This window comes from Leptospira semungkisensis, assembly GCF_004770055.1.
Classification (GTDB): Bacteria; Spirochaetota; Leptospiria; order Leptospirales; family Leptospiraceae; genus Leptospira_B; species Leptospira_B semungkisensis.
Map to the genome: position 1 here is coordinate 67854 of NZ_RQEP01000010.1, position 16998 is coordinate 84851.

Sequence of the window (16998 nt, forward strand, 5' to 3'; positions counted from 1 at the left end):
TTGAAATCAAGAGCCGAAATATTGTCGACATTTTGAACGAATCCAAACATCGTACCAAGGTCAACAATGCCCTCCAAGCCTCCTCTTCTATCCGTTGTGATCCCCGTTTATAACGAGGAAAAAACCATCCCTGAATTAGTAAAAAGACTGCATGTCTTAATTCGTATCTTGAAAGAGAAGAACGGTTTCTCAAAGGAAGATATAGAGATCCTCTTTGTAAACGACGGTTCCAGAGATTCTACCTTCGATGTATTGAAAAAATACTGCGAGTCCGAGCCTGGATTCTTTCTCTTGAATCTTTCCAGAAATTATGGCCACCAATTGGCAATCACCGCCGGAATAGACACAGCAAGAGGTGGAGCGGTTGCCGTTATGGATGGAGACTTGCAAGATCCTCCCGAATTCGTTGCGGATCTGTATTCAAAAATGGACGAAGGTTTCGACGTCGTTTATGCAAGACGCAGAAAGAGAGAAGGAGAATCTCTCTTTAAACTCATCACGGCTCACGTATTTTATCGCATCTTAAAGAAGCTGACCAGATTCGAGATCCCGATCGATACCGGAGATTTCAGGATCATGAGTAGAAGAGTAACGGATGTCCTCGTTTCTATGAGAGAAGAACACCGTTATATCCGAGGACTGATCGCCTGGATCGGATTCAAACAGACTGGACTCGAGTATGACAGGGACGAGCGCTTTCATGGAGAGACCAAATTTTCGGTGAGCAAGATGCTGGGGTTCGCTTTGGATGGGATTACTTCCTTTTCTTCTGCACCTTTGAAGTTCTCTTCTTATCTTGGATTCACCTCCGCATTCTTCGGTGCATTGTATACGATCTATATTCTGTATCTGAAATTATTCACTCATGATACGATACAAGGCTGGACATCGGTAATGATTGTGGCCTTGGTACTAGGTGGGGTTCAACTCATTGCGTTAGGAATGATCGGAGAATATCTGAGTCGAGTCAACGATCAGTCCAAGAACCGCCCTCTTTACGTGATCGAGAAAATCTATTCTGTTAAACGAAATTCTAAAAAATGAACCGCTCTTGGGATAGAATTCTAGGCTTCTTCATTGGTGTTTTGGCATTGGCCATCACCGGGGTCATGATCTCCAAGAATTGGCAGGCCTTTTTACAGATCTGTCCGATTACAGATCTATTGACCTGGGACGAAAATATTCGGCTCAACGCAGTATATGATCAATTCCAAGATCTCAGAGACGGAAAGATCTGGAGAGGGATCGTTCCATTTTTAGAAGCTGCCACCTGGCCTCCTCTGCGTCCTATCTTTTCTCTAGTACTTTTAGCAAGTCCAGGCTCCTGGCCAATCACCTGGAAAGATTCTTTCTTAGGATTGGCATTTTATGCGCTCTGCTTTCCGAGCATCATCTTCATCGCTTCGAGGATCACCGGTTCTTATGTTTTTAGCGGGCTCGTATCAATTTTCATATTGGCATTGAGCCTTCATACTTCCGAGACACCTGCCTATAGTTTATCTTCTATGCTCGAGACACAAGGGATGCTTTCTTTACTTTGGGTTTATTTCGGATTATATAAACTTTATGATTCCGTAAAGGACTTAAAACAAGGAGAGTCGCTTCCTAAAGGTTCCAAGGTTCCTTTATTAGTTTCAGTTACCCTTCTTCTTCTTTTCTTTACCAAGTATCCGTACGGATTGTTATTATTCATTTCCATCTTTATTTACGAAGTTCTTTCTCGTTTTCCAGAATGGATCGGTTTCGTTCGATTTGCGATCCGAAAGCATTACAAAGGCCTTCGATTGTTATTCTTGATCTTAGTGGTATTGCTTGTGCTTTCCCTTCCTGTATTGAGAGTGGTGACCAGCTGGAACCTGGATCAAAAGTCATTTAAGAAAGTATTATATATTCTCACTGTCCTTCTGTTCTTAGACTTCAACTATTTCTTATATAAGACCAGAAAAGAGATCGGATCGATCGCTCCAAGTTCCATCCGAGTCCTATATCTTTACGCGATCCTGCCTTGCTTCTTCTGGCTATTTACTAATCTGGACCGAGTCATGAGTCTTGTGAACGCTCAGATGATCGTGAACAAATTCGTGAGAAGCTTTATCTTAAGCCTATTCGAATCTCCAGAAAAGAAATTCCCGGCAAGCCACGTATTCATAGAACCTTGGATCTTCCGTTTGTTCTTTGCATTGAGTATCGCGATCCTATTCTATTGGATCTATTCCAAGAGAAATGAAAAGACAAACTTAGCAATCTCCGATAAAGACTCAGAAACAAGCCTTTTAGACAAAGCCCTTTCCAAATTACAGAATAAGTCTTGGCCGAGCTTCGCAAAAGATCCGTTATTCGCGATCACAGTCATTGTATTCTTGCAATACATAGTCATAGATGCAAGTACCGGAAACAAGCAGCTTAGACATGTATTCTATCCTCTTCCTGCATTACTATTGATCTTAAGCTTTTGGTTTTATAGATTGATACAACTTTCCAACAATCGTTGGAAGATCGCTTCTGTCGGAGTTTCTCTCTTTTTCTTTTTTTGGGGGGGAAGTCTCTTCTTCAAAGAAGGTGGACTACTTAGCTCTACTTACTACTCCGAGAATCAATTCTGCTTAAAGGGTTTCGATAGCGCCACCTTCCAACCGGCTAGAGACTTCGCAAAAGAAATAGATCCGAACGGAAAATACATCGCATTCAATGCATTCCATGAAGAAGAGAATTTTCAGATACCAGGCAGGATCCTAGCTTCTGAGTTCGACCTTCTCTTCCGCCAAAAAACGGTCACAAACGGAAAATACAGAAACGATAGCAAGTATAGATGGAAGAATTGGGACGAATTCGATAAGGCATTGTTCGTCGGTCCATCCTGCGAGTTACCTGAAAAATATATTGAAAGAGTTCAAAGCCTAGGCTATGGTTTGGAACCGACTAAGGAAATTAAACATTCCAGCGGTTATTATTGTTTAAGAGAATTCCGTCTCATAAAGAAATAAATTCGATCTTTTCGAATTCGATTCGGAACGGAAGGAGTTTAGCTGAGTCTCGTGTCCCATCCGTGGCTATTACCCAGTTTATTGGCAGCCCTTCCTTCTGCAGTTTTCGTATTCTGCGTATATCTCTATTTATATAGCAAAGAAGGGAACAAGGCATTGCTTGCCTGGACCTTCGGCTGGTTCTTTCATCTTCTATTCTATGTTGGAAATATTCTTCAAGTTGGAGAATACCAAGATATTCACTCTTACTTTCCTACCTTGAGCGTGGATTTTCTACGCGCATTCTTTCAGTTCTACGGTTGCTTCTCGTTCTTAAGAAAGCCAATCACCCTTCCCATACAAATGACTTTTGTAATCGTCGGCTTGGGTGCGATTACTGCGGACTATTTCAAGATCACTTCCATGCTTTGGGTTTGGCCAGTCTATGTTTTGATAGGTCTTTCTCAGATTTATACCGGTATCGCCTTCTTAAAGACCAAACAATTCGATACAGGAAAGAAAGTCATCGCTTGGATCTTTATCCTTTGGGGAATCTATATCATTAGTTATCTCTTCGTTAAACCTCTCCAAGAATTCGCACATTTCGGTTTTCTATTAGGCGGTTTCTTTCGTTTCTCCTCGGCAATTACGATCATAGTCGCTTACTTCGAAGAAACCAAGATTGGATTATTCAGAGCAGAAGGAAATTATAAGAAGATAGTAGAGACAACCTTAGAAGGAATCTGGCTGATAGACAAAGACGGAAAGACTACCTATGTAAATAAGACCATGGCGGACTTTTTAGGGACCAGCGAAAAGGAATTCATCGGAAAGACATTATTGGATTTTGTTCCTTCCGAACTTCATGATATTGTAAATAAGAGACTGGATGCAAGAAAGAGAGGAGCCGGAGAGATCCACGACTTTCATTTCAAAAACAAGAAAGGAGAATTGGTTTGGCTTCTCATGTCCACGAATCCTCTCTTCGACTATCAGGGAAATTACGAAGGCGCGCTGGCAATGTGTACGGATATTACTGCCTTCAAAAAGACGGAAAGCGCTTTAAAGGAAAGTGAAAGACAGCTTTCCACTCTGATCCGAAATCTTCCTGGAATTGCTTATCGATGCGCCTTAGACCAAGATTGGACGATGGAATTCATAAGCGATGGATGCTTCGAGCTGACAGGATATTCTCCTTCCGATTTCGTATCGAACCGTACCATCTCTTTCGCAGACGTCATTCACGAAGAAGATAGAGAGCAAGTATATCGAGACGTGATCGATGCAATCCGAGAAAATCTTCCATACCGTCTTGTTTATAGGATCCATCACAGAAGCGGAAATACTAAGTGGGTATTCGAACAAGGTTCTGCAGTCAAAGGAGATAAGGGAGAGATCGTAGCTCTCGAAGGTTTTATCAGCGATTTCACTCAGGTGAAACTCGCCGAAGAGATCATGGCGAACAGCCTCCAAGAAAAAGATATTCTACTAAAAGAAGTGCATCATCGGGTAAAGAATTACCTACAGGTGCTTTCTAGCCTTCTTTCAATCCAGCAAGAAGAGATAGAGGAGAACAACCCTGCTCAGGTCTTAGTAGAATCTCAGAACCGGATCCTTTCGATGGCGTATGTTCACGAGTCTTTGTATGGAAAACATCAGATCAGTGATGAATTCTTTCCGGAGTTCGTAAGCAAGCTAGTCGATAGCCTTCTTCGTTCCTTTGGTCAAAACAGAGAAGAGATCCAAATTTTCGTAAACTGTGAATCTCTTTCTATCAAACAGAATTTCGCAATCCCGATCGGTCTTATACTCAACGAATTAGTGACGAACGTACTCAAGCACGCATTTTTAGGAAAACGTAGATCCGAAGAGAAGACCTTGAAGATCTCTTTCTACCAAGATGGTGGATGGATCCATTTAGATGTTACGGATAACGGTAGAGGAAAATCGATCGGTTATCAGTCCAAGGATTCGATGGGATTGGAATTAGTGGATCTTCTTACCAAGCAATTGAAAGGATCCGTTCAGGATCTATCCACTGAGCAGGGAACCATGACTAGGGTCAAGTTCCCTGCATTCAAATAAACGTATCTGCTCTAGCTCCGATCAGACTCCCTGGATTTCGGGAGAATTCCCGACTGGCCCTTGAGAAGAATGTTCCGGCTCTCTATGAGTAACTTCTCTAAAAGTATCAAAGTATTTCTCGTGATTCGTTCCCATGATCCGATCCCATATATTGAAATAAAGACCGTAGTTGCAGTTAAAATACTTATGATGCATATTATGATGGGTCGTAGAATTATGCAGTCTTAAGAATTTGTTCTCTATAAATCCTTTCGGAAATAACTCGAAGGAAAGATGACCGAGCACATTCAAGAAATTACTATAGAAGAAGAACACAACGAGAGCCACAGTATGGATCGGTAAAAATAAGATCACCAACGGAACGATCCCTGCTTCGACCACAGCTTCATACGGATGAAAAGAAAACGCCGCCCAAGGAGAAGGGTTCGTGGACTTGTGATGAACCAGATGCATCCTCTTAAACAAAAGAGGATGATGCATCAATCTATGTGTCCAATAAAAGTATGTATCGTGCAAAAAGATAATCGCTATGATGCTAAAGACAAGATAAGGAACTCCATAATCCTCTACTCTATCATAGATCATCGTAATCCCACTTTGTTTCATTAGCAGCACCATAATACCGGATGCCGCAAAGATCGCAAGAGTGATCGCAGAATATTTCAATTCATGAAAGATCTTATCCTTTTCAGGAAGTCTTTTCTGAATGATCTTATGCTTTAACTTTTCTTTATATAAAATCCAAATAAATAAATAAGCCGCTCCGGCCATTAATATATAACGGACCCAAAGCGTTGCCAGGGTGAAAAGATAATATCCGGTGTATCCGATTTTATCCAGAACTTCGTTCATCCGATTCTCCTCTATGTGTGGGAACTATTCTACACTATAAGAGTGGGATTCGGCATCCCCGTTCCGCAAATTAACTAGCCGATTTCAAAATCGGCGGTATTTTTTGAGAGTTCTTCCCTGCCACGGTTCTTACGAAATTCTGTAGGAGTGACACCCGTCAGTTCTTTAAAGGCACGATTAAAAGGACCAAGAGATTGGTAACCAAGATCCATCGCAATCCGGATGATCGGGATCTCATCCTTTTCCGGTTCTAATAGGATCTCGCAGGCTTCTTGTATTCTATAACGATTCAGAAAATCAGGAAAATTCCTGAATCCCATGGCTTGGTTAATCAAGCGGCGCAGCTTGTATTCTTGGACCTCAAGGTCCTCGGCCAATTGGCCGATGGTCAAGCCTTCCTTCCGATACAATTTGCTTTCTTCAAATGCGGATACTAATTTCTTCTTTAAGGCAGGATCTGCATAAACTGCTTTCTCTTCCTTGTCCTCGATCTCTTCCGGTTTTGGGTCTACCAGCCCTTCTTTCAACTCGAAGACAAGATACATGAATGCGAGTATCAGACCCCAAGCAAGGATCACGTTCGCTAGGTCCAGGATCTCTGACAAGACCCTTCCCCGCAAAATCAAATGAGAGAACATATTGAAAGTGATCACGCTTCCGGTCATTAGAATATGAACTTCTCGTAATCTTCTTCTTGTTTCGATCAGGTCATCTTTTCTGCCCGAATAGATCCGAATGATTGCCGCGACCACAAAGCCTAAGGAAAGAAGAGTTGGAATAATGATATGAGCAAGAACAGTCTCTGAGCCGATCGGACCTCGCATATTGATCTGATCAAGAACAGGATACACCAACCAAGCAGAAGCGATCACCTTAGCGATGAGAAGAAGCCAATGCCATGCCTTCGGTTCGAAATGATCTTCGAAGATAGCAAGGCTGATCATCCAAAAAAAGAAAGGAAGGCTGATTAGACCTGCGAATAAAAAGATACGAACTGAATAAGGGATCTTGAACTCAGGATCCAGACAAAGAAGAATATAGCAAATGATCCCGACTGAGAATCCGCCGGCGATCCGGATCCTAAGATCATAATTGTATTTCCAACCTAGAAACCCTATGATGAAGATCAAGTTAGAGAGACAGAATAAATGCAGTATATCGGTGATCTCGGAGATCAAGTGAGTTCTTCCAGTTTTTCCAACTCTCTCCAAAAGTCCTTGGTTTGTAAACTAGGAAGAAATTTCCGAATGAGCGAACTATCCACAAATCCGTCTTCTCTATCCATTTCCTTATCCGGAAAGGTCCCGATTTTTCCGTGCTCTTCTAAGAGTCGGAACACCTCGAACCAGGTATGCCATTGTTGATCGGATAATAAAAGCTCGGACGGAAGATCCTTGCCGGAGTAAGAGAATAATAAACGAATTGCTTCGGCCACGTCTTCTCCGTGGATCAGATTCAGTTGCCTCTTCGTTTTCTGGATCAGCCCTTTTCTGATCCAATCTCCTGGATTTCTTCCCGGCCCATAGATCCCGGATAGATATAGAATCTTTCCCCCTTTCTCCAAGAAAAGAGACTCTGTGGTATACCGATCATGCTCCTTATCTTTGGGAGAAGTTTCCGTAATCTCGGAACCATTTCTGATATAGATACTAGTCGTCCCGAAGAGCCAGACTTGCTTGGAAACAGAGAACAAGGTTTGAAAGATCAAATCTCTCGTTTCCAATTTATGAAGGGGAAAAGTGATCAAAGAATGATCGAACGGATGATCAGAGAACTTTTCTCGAAAGCTATCGATTTCCTTGGGGTCGGAGAGATCCAAAAGAATAGAGCCTTCTTCCTGCGTCTTTCTTGAGAACCCAAGTACTTCGTTCTCTTTCTTCAAGGCTTGGAGAATACGTAAGCCGGTATACCCCAAACCAAGAACTGCGATCTTAGACATTATTCCAGACCGAGACGTTTATAGATCAATCCTACCTTTTCCAGATAGGGAGAGATCTGAAAGATCTCATCCAAGTCTTGCGGTTTTAATACTTTTTGCACTTTTGGATCTTCGGAGAGTCTTTGCTTTAAGTTTTGGGATTGATCCGCCCAAACATTCATTGCATGACCTTGTACGATAGAATATGCGTCTTCTCGAGTGATCCCGCCTTTCTCGATCAGATACAAAAGCACCTTTTGAGAAAAGATCAATCCTCGAGTCACTCCCAATGTTCTTTCGATCGCATCAGGATACACATGCAGATTTTTCACTACGAATAACATCTTATCCAGAATGTATTCCAAAGCGATTGTAGAATCAGGAACCACGATACGTTCTGCAGAAGAATGAGAGATATCTCTCTCATGCCATAGAGCTACGTTTTGCAAAGCGGTAGAAACATTAGAACGGATCACTCTAGAAATCCCGGAGATCCTCTCGCAAATTACCGGGTTTCGCTTATGAGGCATTGCAGAAGATCCTTTTTGTCCCGCGGAGAATGGCTCTTCTACCTCTCTTCCTTCTGTCTTTTGCAAGAGACGGACTTCAGTTGCGAACCTATCCAAACTCGCTGCAGTTACGCCTAACGCAGACATATAAGAAGCGTGTCTATCTCTGGAAACGACTTGGGTAGCGATCGGATCAGGCTTCAACCCCAACTTCTCGCAGACGTATTCTTCTATGTCCGGTTCTATATTGGAATAAGTTCCCACAGCGCCGGAAAGTTTTCCTACTGCGATCTCTTCTTTCGCAAGAGCCATTCTGACTCGATTGCGTTTCATTTCTTCATAAAATAATGCGAATTTCAAACCGAGAGTCATAGGCTCCGCGTGGATCCCGTGCGATCTTCCTATGCAAGGAAGGTTTCTGTATTCGATCGCCTTCTCTTTAATCGCTTCTATTAGTTGATCCGTCTTCTTCAGGATCAACTCCATTGCCTGGACCATCTGCACACAAAGAGCAGTATCGCCAATGTCGGAAGAAGTCAGACCGTAATGCACATGACGTCCCGCAGGTCCGATATATGAATTCATGTTGGTGAGGAATGCGATCACATCATGATGGACCTTGGATTCGATCTCTAAGATCTCATCTACTTTGAACCTTGCCTTGGAACGAATCTCTTCGAAATCCTCTTTGGGAACTTCTCCCTTCTTCATTCTGGCTTCGGTTGCGAGAATCTCGATCTCCTTCCAGATATCGAATTTGTTCTCTAATTCCCAGATCTTTGCGATCTCCGGATTTGAATAACGATCTATCATTCCAAGTCCTCGGGGAAATATCCCCCTTAGATAGGATTTTTACCCAGGTCCGATCCGTAAACGGTTTTTGTCCGAGCTTAACCCAGTTCGAAGGAACTCACAAATTCCCGGATCAGATTGATATGATCTACCTCAGGAGAAGGATTCTCCTTGCTTGGCTCATAGAGATGCTCATCGAATACGTGGTAATCGAATATCTTAAGTTCGAAATCAGGTATCGTAATAATAATGTTTTCCGAATGGATATCGAAGATGAGTTTCTCTTCGGCAGCCAAATATTTCGTAACCTCGATCACTCTATGAAAATCCAATGCAATCTTCTTGAGCTTGGATTTGCTCACGATCCCGAATCTATGTGTATCAAAGTTCAGTTTCCATTTGGGAAAGAGAGCATCTTGGATCGGGTTCTGCCTGACTTTCTCATTCAAACGAATAAACTCCTTCAAGTGCTTTCCAGGAAGAAGGTTCTGGTTATCGCAAGGAGTGAGTGTCATGACTGGAATACCGAAAGGACTCCTTCTGAAACGAAGACCCATAAAGAATCGAGTGGGTAAAACCAGATCAGGAATCAGGCTTTTCAGCTTCCAATAATGTAGCCTCTCCAAACCCAAACGCGCAAACTTGAATCGGATCTCATCTCTCTTGGATTCTGTCCAAGAGGATTTCTGAAGAAGGTGCATTAAGCCGATCTCTTCCGGCTTTAAATATCTCTCTAAATTATTCTGCACTTCCTTAAACAAGGAACCGAAGATTGGATCGGAAGGAAGCTTTGACTTACCTATCTTAACCACCTGATTCCAAGGAAGAGTGTATACGAATTTATACGAACCTCTTCCGATATAGTTCTCGGCGGAGAGAGGCATGAAATTGTCCAGGAATTCCCTTCCGTATCGATGCGTTATCCGAAACAGATGGGATACGGGAAAGACTCTCTCATAAGATCTTCTGAGAAAGCCGGATTGCCTAAGACGAAAGTCGATAGGCAGATCCTCTTTCGGGATCTGAGAATCCGTTTTGTCCGGATCAAAGAATAATTCCTTATCGAGACCCTTTTCCAGGATCTCAATAAAACTAGGAATGCCAGGAGAGTTCCAAAAATTTCGGATCGCTTCTCCGAACTCGGTGAATCTTCCCTTCTTAGCCATGACTTAGATCATTTATAATGGACTTCTTTCGAATATACAGGAAGAGCAGTCTTTGCCTTACGATTCGCTTCTAAAGACTTTGTCTTTTCCTCATCAACCCACCAAAGATTTTTGGCAGCTTGTTCTCCCCAATACTTCGCTAAGGAATTTTCTGGAAAACCGAAACGATTCCAATACAGAAGACGAGTAGGTTTCAAATTCCAAAGTAGAACGTAAGGAACTTCTCTAGTCAGGATCTTATCGATCTTACGTGCGATCTCTGCTCTCTTCTTCTCGTCGAACTCAGTTCTTTGTTGTTCTACGAGCTTATCCACTTCTGCATTTTTGAAACCGGTGATATTATTCTGACCGTTCTCATCCGCATATTTGGAGAACCATTGTTCTTCCGGATCTGGGAAGAGTCCTCCTCCCCAAGCGGCCCAAGTAAGATCGAAATCATACTTGTCGATTCTCTCGGACCAGTTGGCAAGATCCGTGCTCTCCAATTGGACTTGGATCCCTACTTCCTTTGCTCTTTCTATAAAGACTGTAAAATATTTTTCAGAACTCTTGTCCCGGTCCAAGATGTGGATCACAAAGGGTTTGCCGTCCTTCTCTAAGAAACCTTTTGCATTCGGTTTCCATCCTGCTTCGGATAAAAGCTTACGAGAAGCGACAGGATCATAATCGATTGGAGGATTTGGAAGAGCAGAACCTTCCCAAACGGAAGAAAAATACGTATTCGTAAGTTCATATTCGTTGAATGCGAGTTTTTCTACCATGAGCTTGCGATCCACTAAGTGAGCAATCGCCTTTCTGACCTTCACATCGTCGAAAGGCTTTCTTCTCATATTGAAGGCCCAGCCTTGGAAACCCATAGGCTTTTCATTATAGATCTTCTGCTTGATGATATAATTCTTATCGAATGGCTCGCCCAATGCTTCCTTGATCCAAGTGTAGGCCTTATAAACCGGAAAAAGATCTATATCACCTTTTTTGAATGCTTGGAAAGCGAGAGACTCATCGCTAAAAACTTTGAACAGTAGAGTATCGAAATTGTCCGTTCCTTTATAAAAAGGATAGGCCCTCATCCAATAATCCGCTCTTCTCTTCATCTTGATATAGCGTCCCTTCTTAGCGGACTGCAATTCATAAGGACCGGAGGTCACAGGAAACTCGAAATTTTCCTTATTAAAATCCTTATTCTTGAAATGATGCTCCGGTAAGATCAAAAGACCGTAAGCTATATCTTCGAAATTACTCCAGTGAATATTCTTCTGAGTGAATTCAATCTCATACTCATTAATGATCTTAGGAACTTCGAACCTGGAGAGAGAGATCCTGTGGATCGCAGTATTGTTTTTCGTATCCATTAAAGTCTGGTAGGTAAATAAAACGTCTTTTGCGGTAACTGGCTGTCCATCGCTCCACTTCGCGTTCCGATCGAGAGAAAAAGTAAAACGTTTCTTATCAGGAGAGATCTTCCAAGAACTTGCAAGCCTAGGAAGAGGATCTAATGTGATCGGATTTCTTCTCATCAAAGGTTCGAACATAAGCTGGAAGATCTCGGAGACCGTAGTGAAATTTTCCAAGTATCCGTTCAAAGACTTAGGATACTGGCTGCTATAAATACGAAAGGTGCCTCCTTTCTTCGCATGAGAAGAAGCTGCCGGGTTCAGCTTTCTCATCGCTTCCGGAATACTATTCGGATCCCCCGTCCAAGGTTGGTCCACTACTGCAGGAGAGTTATCTGCCTCTTCTTTATCTCCACAAGAGACAGAGGAAAATAGTATAGTTACGAATAATAAAAATATAAAATAGGTTGGTCGATTCGTTCGGATCGGATCTTTCAATGGACACCTCTCGATGGGCTTGTGTTCGAAAGCATTCCCGAAGGGCTGAATTCAGGCAAACCGAATCTGAAATCTTTCGATTAAAACGCATCTTCTCCAAAAGAGAAAGCGGATCTTTATTTTACTCTGTGCGCAAACACCACATCCGGGATTCGTTTCAAGTTGCCAAGGATCTCCTTCAATTGATCCAAATGCTCTACCTCTATCATGAATCTCGCCATCAAGGTATCCTTCTGCACTGTAGAAGCCCCTGCTTCCAAAATATTGGTCTGAGTGCCTGAAAGACTCTTCACCATTTCCAGATAAATTCCTTGGCGATCCTTCGCTTTCACCTCAACCCGAACCGGGACAGGCTCTGTCTGTCCGTAATCCCAATCCACACTGATCTGACGAAGTTGTTCTTCTTCTCTTTGCTTCAGAGCAACATTGCAATTTTTCTTATGAACCGAAACGCCTCGGCCTCTAGTAACGAAACCTATGATCTGATCACCAGGCAAAGGAGAACAACAACCGGAAAGACGAACAGGAATATCTCTTAGACCGGCAACCAATATCTTTCCCCCTACAGGCTGTCCATGCTGTTGGGAATGTTTGTTTGTCTTTTCGGAAGGTTTGCGTTTGAGCTCTTCCAAAACTTCTGCGTTCAAGGTAAGTTCTGCAGCGCTTTCCGCACCCTGAGCCAAATCCTTACTCGTTTCTTCTCTGAGTTTTCTAAAATACGCTCTTAACTTTTGACGAGCAGAAGGAGTCTTAACGATCCTAAGCCAAATAGGAGAAGGCTTAGATCTTTTATCTACGACAACTTCTACCTGATCTCCACTTCTAAGTTCTGTTCGCAGAGGGATCATTCTTCCGTTGATCTTTGCGCCTTTGCAATGAAGACCTACATCCGTATGAATCCTGAATGCAAAATCGAGAACGGTTGCTCCCTTAGGAAGCTGAATGATCTCTCCTTTAGGAGTGAAAACGAATACCTCATCCTCATGAAGATCATACTTCAATTCTTCTAAGAATTCTTTCGGATCGAGAGCGGAGTCCTGCCATGTCTGAAGAACCTCCAACCATTTTACGGTTAGATGTCTTTCATTTGCGTGGGTCTTACCTTCTTTGTACAACCAGTGAGCTGCGATCCCGAATTCTGCAATCGCATTCATCTCCGCAGTACGGATCTGAACTTCTAAGGGTTTACCATCCGGACCGATCACAGTAGTATGCAGGGACTGATACATATTGGTCTTAGGAGTAGCGATATAATCCTTAAATCGGCCGGGAACAGGAGACCAAAGTGTATGCACAATTCCTAATACACCGTAACAGTCTTTGATCTCGTCCGTTACGATACGGATCGCCCTCAAATCGAAAATCTCGTCGAAGGTTTTCTCCTTAGTTTTCATCTTTCTATAAATAGAGAAGAAATGCTTGGCCCTACCTTCGACATCCGCGTTGATCTGGATCTCCGCAAGTCTCTGCTTCAAGATGAGCTGGAGTTTTTCGATATACTCTTCTCTCTCGGACTTCTTAGCGCTGATCCTCTTTTTGATATCTTGGTATTCTTCCGGAAAGATCACCTGAAATGCGAGATCTTCCAGTTCGGATTTGACTGAATAGATACCCAAGCGGCCCGCAATAGGAGCATACAGAGAAAGAGTTTCGTTTGCGATCCTTCTCTGTTTGTCCGGAGGTTGAAAGGAAAGAGTCCTCATATTATGAGTCTTATCCGCGAGTTTGATCAGAATAACACGGATATCTTGTATAGTAGCAATGATGATCTTACGGATATTCTCCGCAGCCTCTGTCTCTCTGGATTGGCTCTTGATCTCAGAGATCTTGGTCACACCTTCTACGAGCTGGGTGATCTCAGTTCCGAAATCTCGGACCATATCTTCGCGAGTGTATTTGGTGTCCTCGATCACATCATGAAGAATGCCTGCGGCGATCACCTTTTCATCCAGGCCTAATTCATATAAGATGAAACCGACCTGCAGAGGATGAACGATATAAGGCTCACCCGATAGACGAAATTGTCCCTGGTGAGAATCTTCCGAAACCTTATACGCCCTCTCAATCATCTCTAGAGCCTCGGGACCCATGGTCTCTCGAACTCCTTCGATCAGCATTTCCCTAGTTGCGGGGGCCTTTACAAATCCCATCAGCTATCAGTCCGTATATCCAGACCCAAATCTAAGAAGCGAGTCGTATGAGTTACGTACCCCATGCTCACTCCTACGCCTGGAAACTCGCTGAGAGCTTCCAATTTCTCCGGAGTAAATCGTCCGGAACATTCAATCATAATATTCGGGTTCTTGGATTTCGCCTTTTGATACGCGATCTTAGTGTCCGGAATATTAAAATTATCTAACATAAGAACATCCGGTTCCGCTTCGAGCGCATCATCCAATTGATCCAAGGAATCTATTTCCAATTCAACGAGCCTACCGGGAAAATTGCTACGGATCTTTCCCACAGGGATCTTCGCAGAATCGAAAAGAGCTAAATGATTATCCTTGATCAGTCCCATTTCAGAAAGATCCAATCTATGATTAGAACCTCCTCCACAGTAGACTGCGTATTTTGCGAGCTTGCGATAACCAGGTATAGTCTTACGAGTATCCAAGATCATTATGCCCTTGGGCCCGTACTGATCTACGATCTTGCGAGTAGAAGTGGAGATACCGGAAAGATATTGCAGAAAATTCAAAAGGATCCTCTCCACTCTCAAGAGAGAAAGAAGGCTTCCTTCTATTTTTGCGAGTGTATCACCGGAAACAAATCTTTGTCCATCTTCAAAGAAGAAGGTAAACTGCAGATCTCCTCCGGAAAGTTTGGAAAGAACGGAAGCGACTCCGCTGCCACAGAGAATTCCTTCTTCTCTTGCGTTTAAGAAGGCGCTCGCTTTTTGGTTAGAAGAAAATAAAGATACAGAAGTTATATCTTGGTCCGGGCAGTCCTCTTCCCAGGCCATTTTTGCCAGAGGAAAATAATCCGCCTCACTCACTTCTGAGATAGGCTTAGTATAAGCCCGTTTCACTTGCATTTCACCGCTAAGTAAAACTGTTTCTGATCAGAAAATGGGATCAAGCGGAATTCACCTTTTTTGTTTTTACAAAAAAAGAAAGGCCCGGATCTCCCAGGCCTTTCATTGTTTGAGTTGCTAAAACTTTAGAACGATTATCTAGGTTGCTCTTCCGATTCTTGTTCATTGGAATCAGAAGGAGTTTGGTTCTCAGCAGGAGCTTGTTGTTGCTCTTCTGTTGATGGTTGGTTTTCCGTAGAAGGCTGAGTGTGCTCCTCAGTAGACGGCGCCGGTTGTTGTTGCTCCTGCGCTGGAGGCTGAGTATTCTCAGGTTGTGGCTGAGAAGGTTGCTCTTCCTCTTCGTCATTTTCGGAAGACTGAGGAGCTGGCTGCTCCTCTTTCTTAGGCTCAGTAGTAGCTTCTACCTTCTCGCTTCCTGTCTTCTTCTTACCTGCTTTTTTAGGATCGAATTTAGTCGGTCCTTTTGCAGGAGGAATCAAGAGAACTTGTTTAGGATAGATTAGATTAGGATTTTTGATCTTTCCGCGGTTCGCATCATAGATACGTTTCCACAGTTTAGAAGTACCGTAATGCTGCTTGTAAGCGGAGATTCTCCAGAGGCAATCCGCAGGAACTTTCTTGCGAACTACATAACGTTTCCAGCCTTCAGGCAATTCTCCGGAACCGTGAGAAGAAGATGCAGAAGAATCAGAATCTTTAGACTTTCTGGTGCTGGAATCTGCAGAATCAGAATCCTTTCCGCTACGACCTGCAACGGAAGATCCGCTCTTAATTCTTTCAGCGATATCATCCGACTGATCTACAACAATCCTGGAAAGGCGAATCGCTTCTTCGGATCTACCGATAGAATCTTCGTATTTTTCAGAAGAGAATAAATCCTCTGCAGCAACCAAAGATTCATCTGCTGCCTTCAGATTTTCGTCAGCTCTTTGGTAAGAAGTCTGTAGGTCTTTGCTGGATTTCAGCTTGGACTGGTCTATCCCAGCTAACTTATCCTTAGCTTTTCCAATAGAATCCTTTGCTTCTGCCTTCTTCTTAAGTGCATAAGACTGGATGTTTTTTGCTACGAGTTCTGCCGATTTTTTACGGATATCATCAACTTCGGAATAACCTTCTTTGATCTTTCCTTCGTCGATTTTTGCCTTAGCAGCATTCAAACGATCTCTAGTTTGGCCAACCTCAGGATCCTGTCCGCCAGCGTATCTGTCCGCGTCGTCCAGGTTCTTATCGATATCAGCGAGTGAATCGAGTAATTGCTGTTTTTGGGAAAGGGCAAGTGCCTTAGCATCCGTTGCCGCTTTCTTAGAATCTAAATATTTCTTATTGCTTTGCTCATACTGATCAAAAGCAGCCAGGCGAGTCTTGAGTTTGGCATCGTCATTGGATTCTTTTGGATAAGATTCCAAGGTGCGATCCGCGTTATCGCGAAGAGTGTCCCCTTCCTTTCTCAACTCGACAGCATTGTTGTATGGCTCGGCAGCTAACTGAGAAGCATACGCTTCGTCAGCCTCGTCGATTGCCGCACCAGCCTGCTTCTTAGAATCATCCGTCAAAGATGGATAAGATTTCTCTAATGCATCATACGCTTTGCTTTTTGCGTACTCGGCGCTTTTTTTAGTTTCGCCTAAGTCTTCATTGGAGGCTTTTTCATGAGCCGTCAATAGACTCTTACGAGCTTCCTCAAATTCGCCGGAAGCATATCTTTCTGCTCCTGCGTCCTTAGCGCGAGTGATAGCGGTTTTAGCTTCCGCCAATTCTTTTACGGGGAGTTCGGATCCACAAGCAACGAGGAATCCGACTACTCCCAATAAGGCGGAAGAGAACGATAAGGCTCGAAAAGTTTTCAT

12 protein-coding genes are annotated in these 16998 nt (G+C 43.1%); 3 read left to right on the forward strand and 9 right to left on the reverse strand.

Going from position 1 to position 16998, the window contains the following annotated elements:
• Nucleotides 1-66: 66 nt before the first annotated feature.
• The 3 genes from EHO59_RS07985 to EHO59_RS07995 are packed head-to-tail and all read left to right on the forward strand — an operon-like array spanning nucleotide 67 to nucleotide 5048.
• Nucleotides 67-1044 (forward strand): glycosyltransferase family 2 protein, encoded by a 978-nt coding sequence (locus tag EHO59_RS07985; RefSeq protein ID WP_135586662.1) that lies wholly within the window; start codon nucleotides 67-69, stop codon nucleotides 1042-1044.
• Nucleotides 1041-2984, forward strand: a complete 1944-nt coding sequence (locus EHO59_RS07990; protein WP_135586664.1) for a hypothetical protein — start codon at nucleotides 1041-1043, stop codon at nucleotides 2982-2984. The genes EHO59_RS07985 and EHO59_RS07990 overlap by 4 nt, the downstream gene beginning before the upstream one ends.
• A 51-nt stretch (nucleotides 2985-3035) precedes the next feature.
• Nucleotides 3036-5048, forward strand: a complete 2013-nt coding sequence (locus EHO59_RS07995) for a PAS domain S-box protein (protein WP_135586666.1) — start codon at nucleotides 3036-3038, stop codon at nucleotides 5046-5048.
• Nucleotides 5049-5069: 21 nt separating this feature from the next.
• Here the strand turns inward: EHO59_RS07995 and EHO59_RS08000 are convergent, their stop codons facing one another.
• From EHO59_RS08000 to EHO59_RS08040, 9 genes are all read right to left on the reverse strand, one after another.
• Complete coding sequence (locus EHO59_RS08000) at nucleotides 5070-5900, reverse strand: sterol desaturase family protein (protein WP_135586668.1); 831 nt, start codon at nucleotides 5898-5900, stop codon at nucleotides 5070-5072.
• Between the two features lie 74 nt (nucleotides 5901-5974).
• The gene (locus tag EHO59_RS08005; protein ID WP_135586670.1) at nucleotides 5975-7078 is read right to left on the reverse strand and encodes a helix-turn-helix transcriptional regulator; all 1104 of its coding nucleotides are present in this window, start codon (nucleotides 7076-7078) and stop codon (nucleotides 5975-5977) included.
• Nucleotides 7075-7839, reverse strand: a complete 765-nt coding sequence (locus EHO59_RS08010) for a Rossmann-fold NAD(P)-binding domain-containing protein (RefSeq protein ID WP_135586672.1) — start codon at nucleotides 7837-7839, stop codon at nucleotides 7075-7077. Before EHO59_RS08010 ends, EHO59_RS08005 begins: the two co-directional genes overlap by 4 nt.
• Complete coding sequence (purB, locus tag EHO59_RS08015) at nucleotides 7839-9140, reverse strand: adenylosuccinate lyase (protein WP_135586674.1); 1302 nt, start codon at nucleotides 9138-9140, stop codon at nucleotides 7839-7841. Before purB ends, EHO59_RS08010 begins: the two co-directional genes overlap by 1 nt.
• A gap of 77 nt (nucleotides 9141-9217) precedes the next feature.
• The gene (locus EHO59_RS08020) at nucleotides 9218-10285 is read right to left on the reverse strand and encodes a hypothetical protein (protein ID WP_135586676.1); all 1068 of its coding nucleotides are present in this window, start codon (nucleotides 10283-10285) and stop codon (nucleotides 9218-9220) included.
• A gap of 8 nt (nucleotides 10286-10293) precedes the next feature.
• Nucleotides 10294-12105 carry an extracellular solute-binding protein gene (locus EHO59_RS08025; protein ID WP_167882094.1) on the reverse strand — a complete coding sequence of 604 codons (1812 nt, stop codon included), beginning with the start codon at nucleotides 12103-12105 and terminating at the stop codon, nucleotides 10294-10296.
• A gap of 128 nt (nucleotides 12106-12233) precedes the next feature.
• A complete protein-coding gene (locus EHO59_RS08030; RefSeq protein WP_135586680.1) occupies nucleotides 12234-14267 on the reverse strand; it encodes a RelA/SpoT family protein in 2034 nt (677 codons plus the stop codon).
• Nucleotides 14267-15151, reverse strand: coding sequence for a carboxylating nicotinate-nucleotide diphosphorylase (gene nadC, locus EHO59_RS08035; RefSeq protein ID WP_210413049.1), 885 nt, complete (start codon nucleotides 15149-15151; stop codon nucleotides 14267-14269). Before nadC ends, EHO59_RS08030 begins: the two co-directional genes overlap by 1 nt.
• A 134-nt stretch (nucleotides 15152-15285) precedes the next feature.
• The gene (locus EHO59_RS08040; RefSeq protein ID WP_135586684.1) at nucleotides 15286-16998 is read right to left on the reverse strand and encodes a lipoprotein LipL71; all 1713 of its coding nucleotides are present in this window, start codon (nucleotides 16996-16998) and stop codon (nucleotides 15286-15288) included.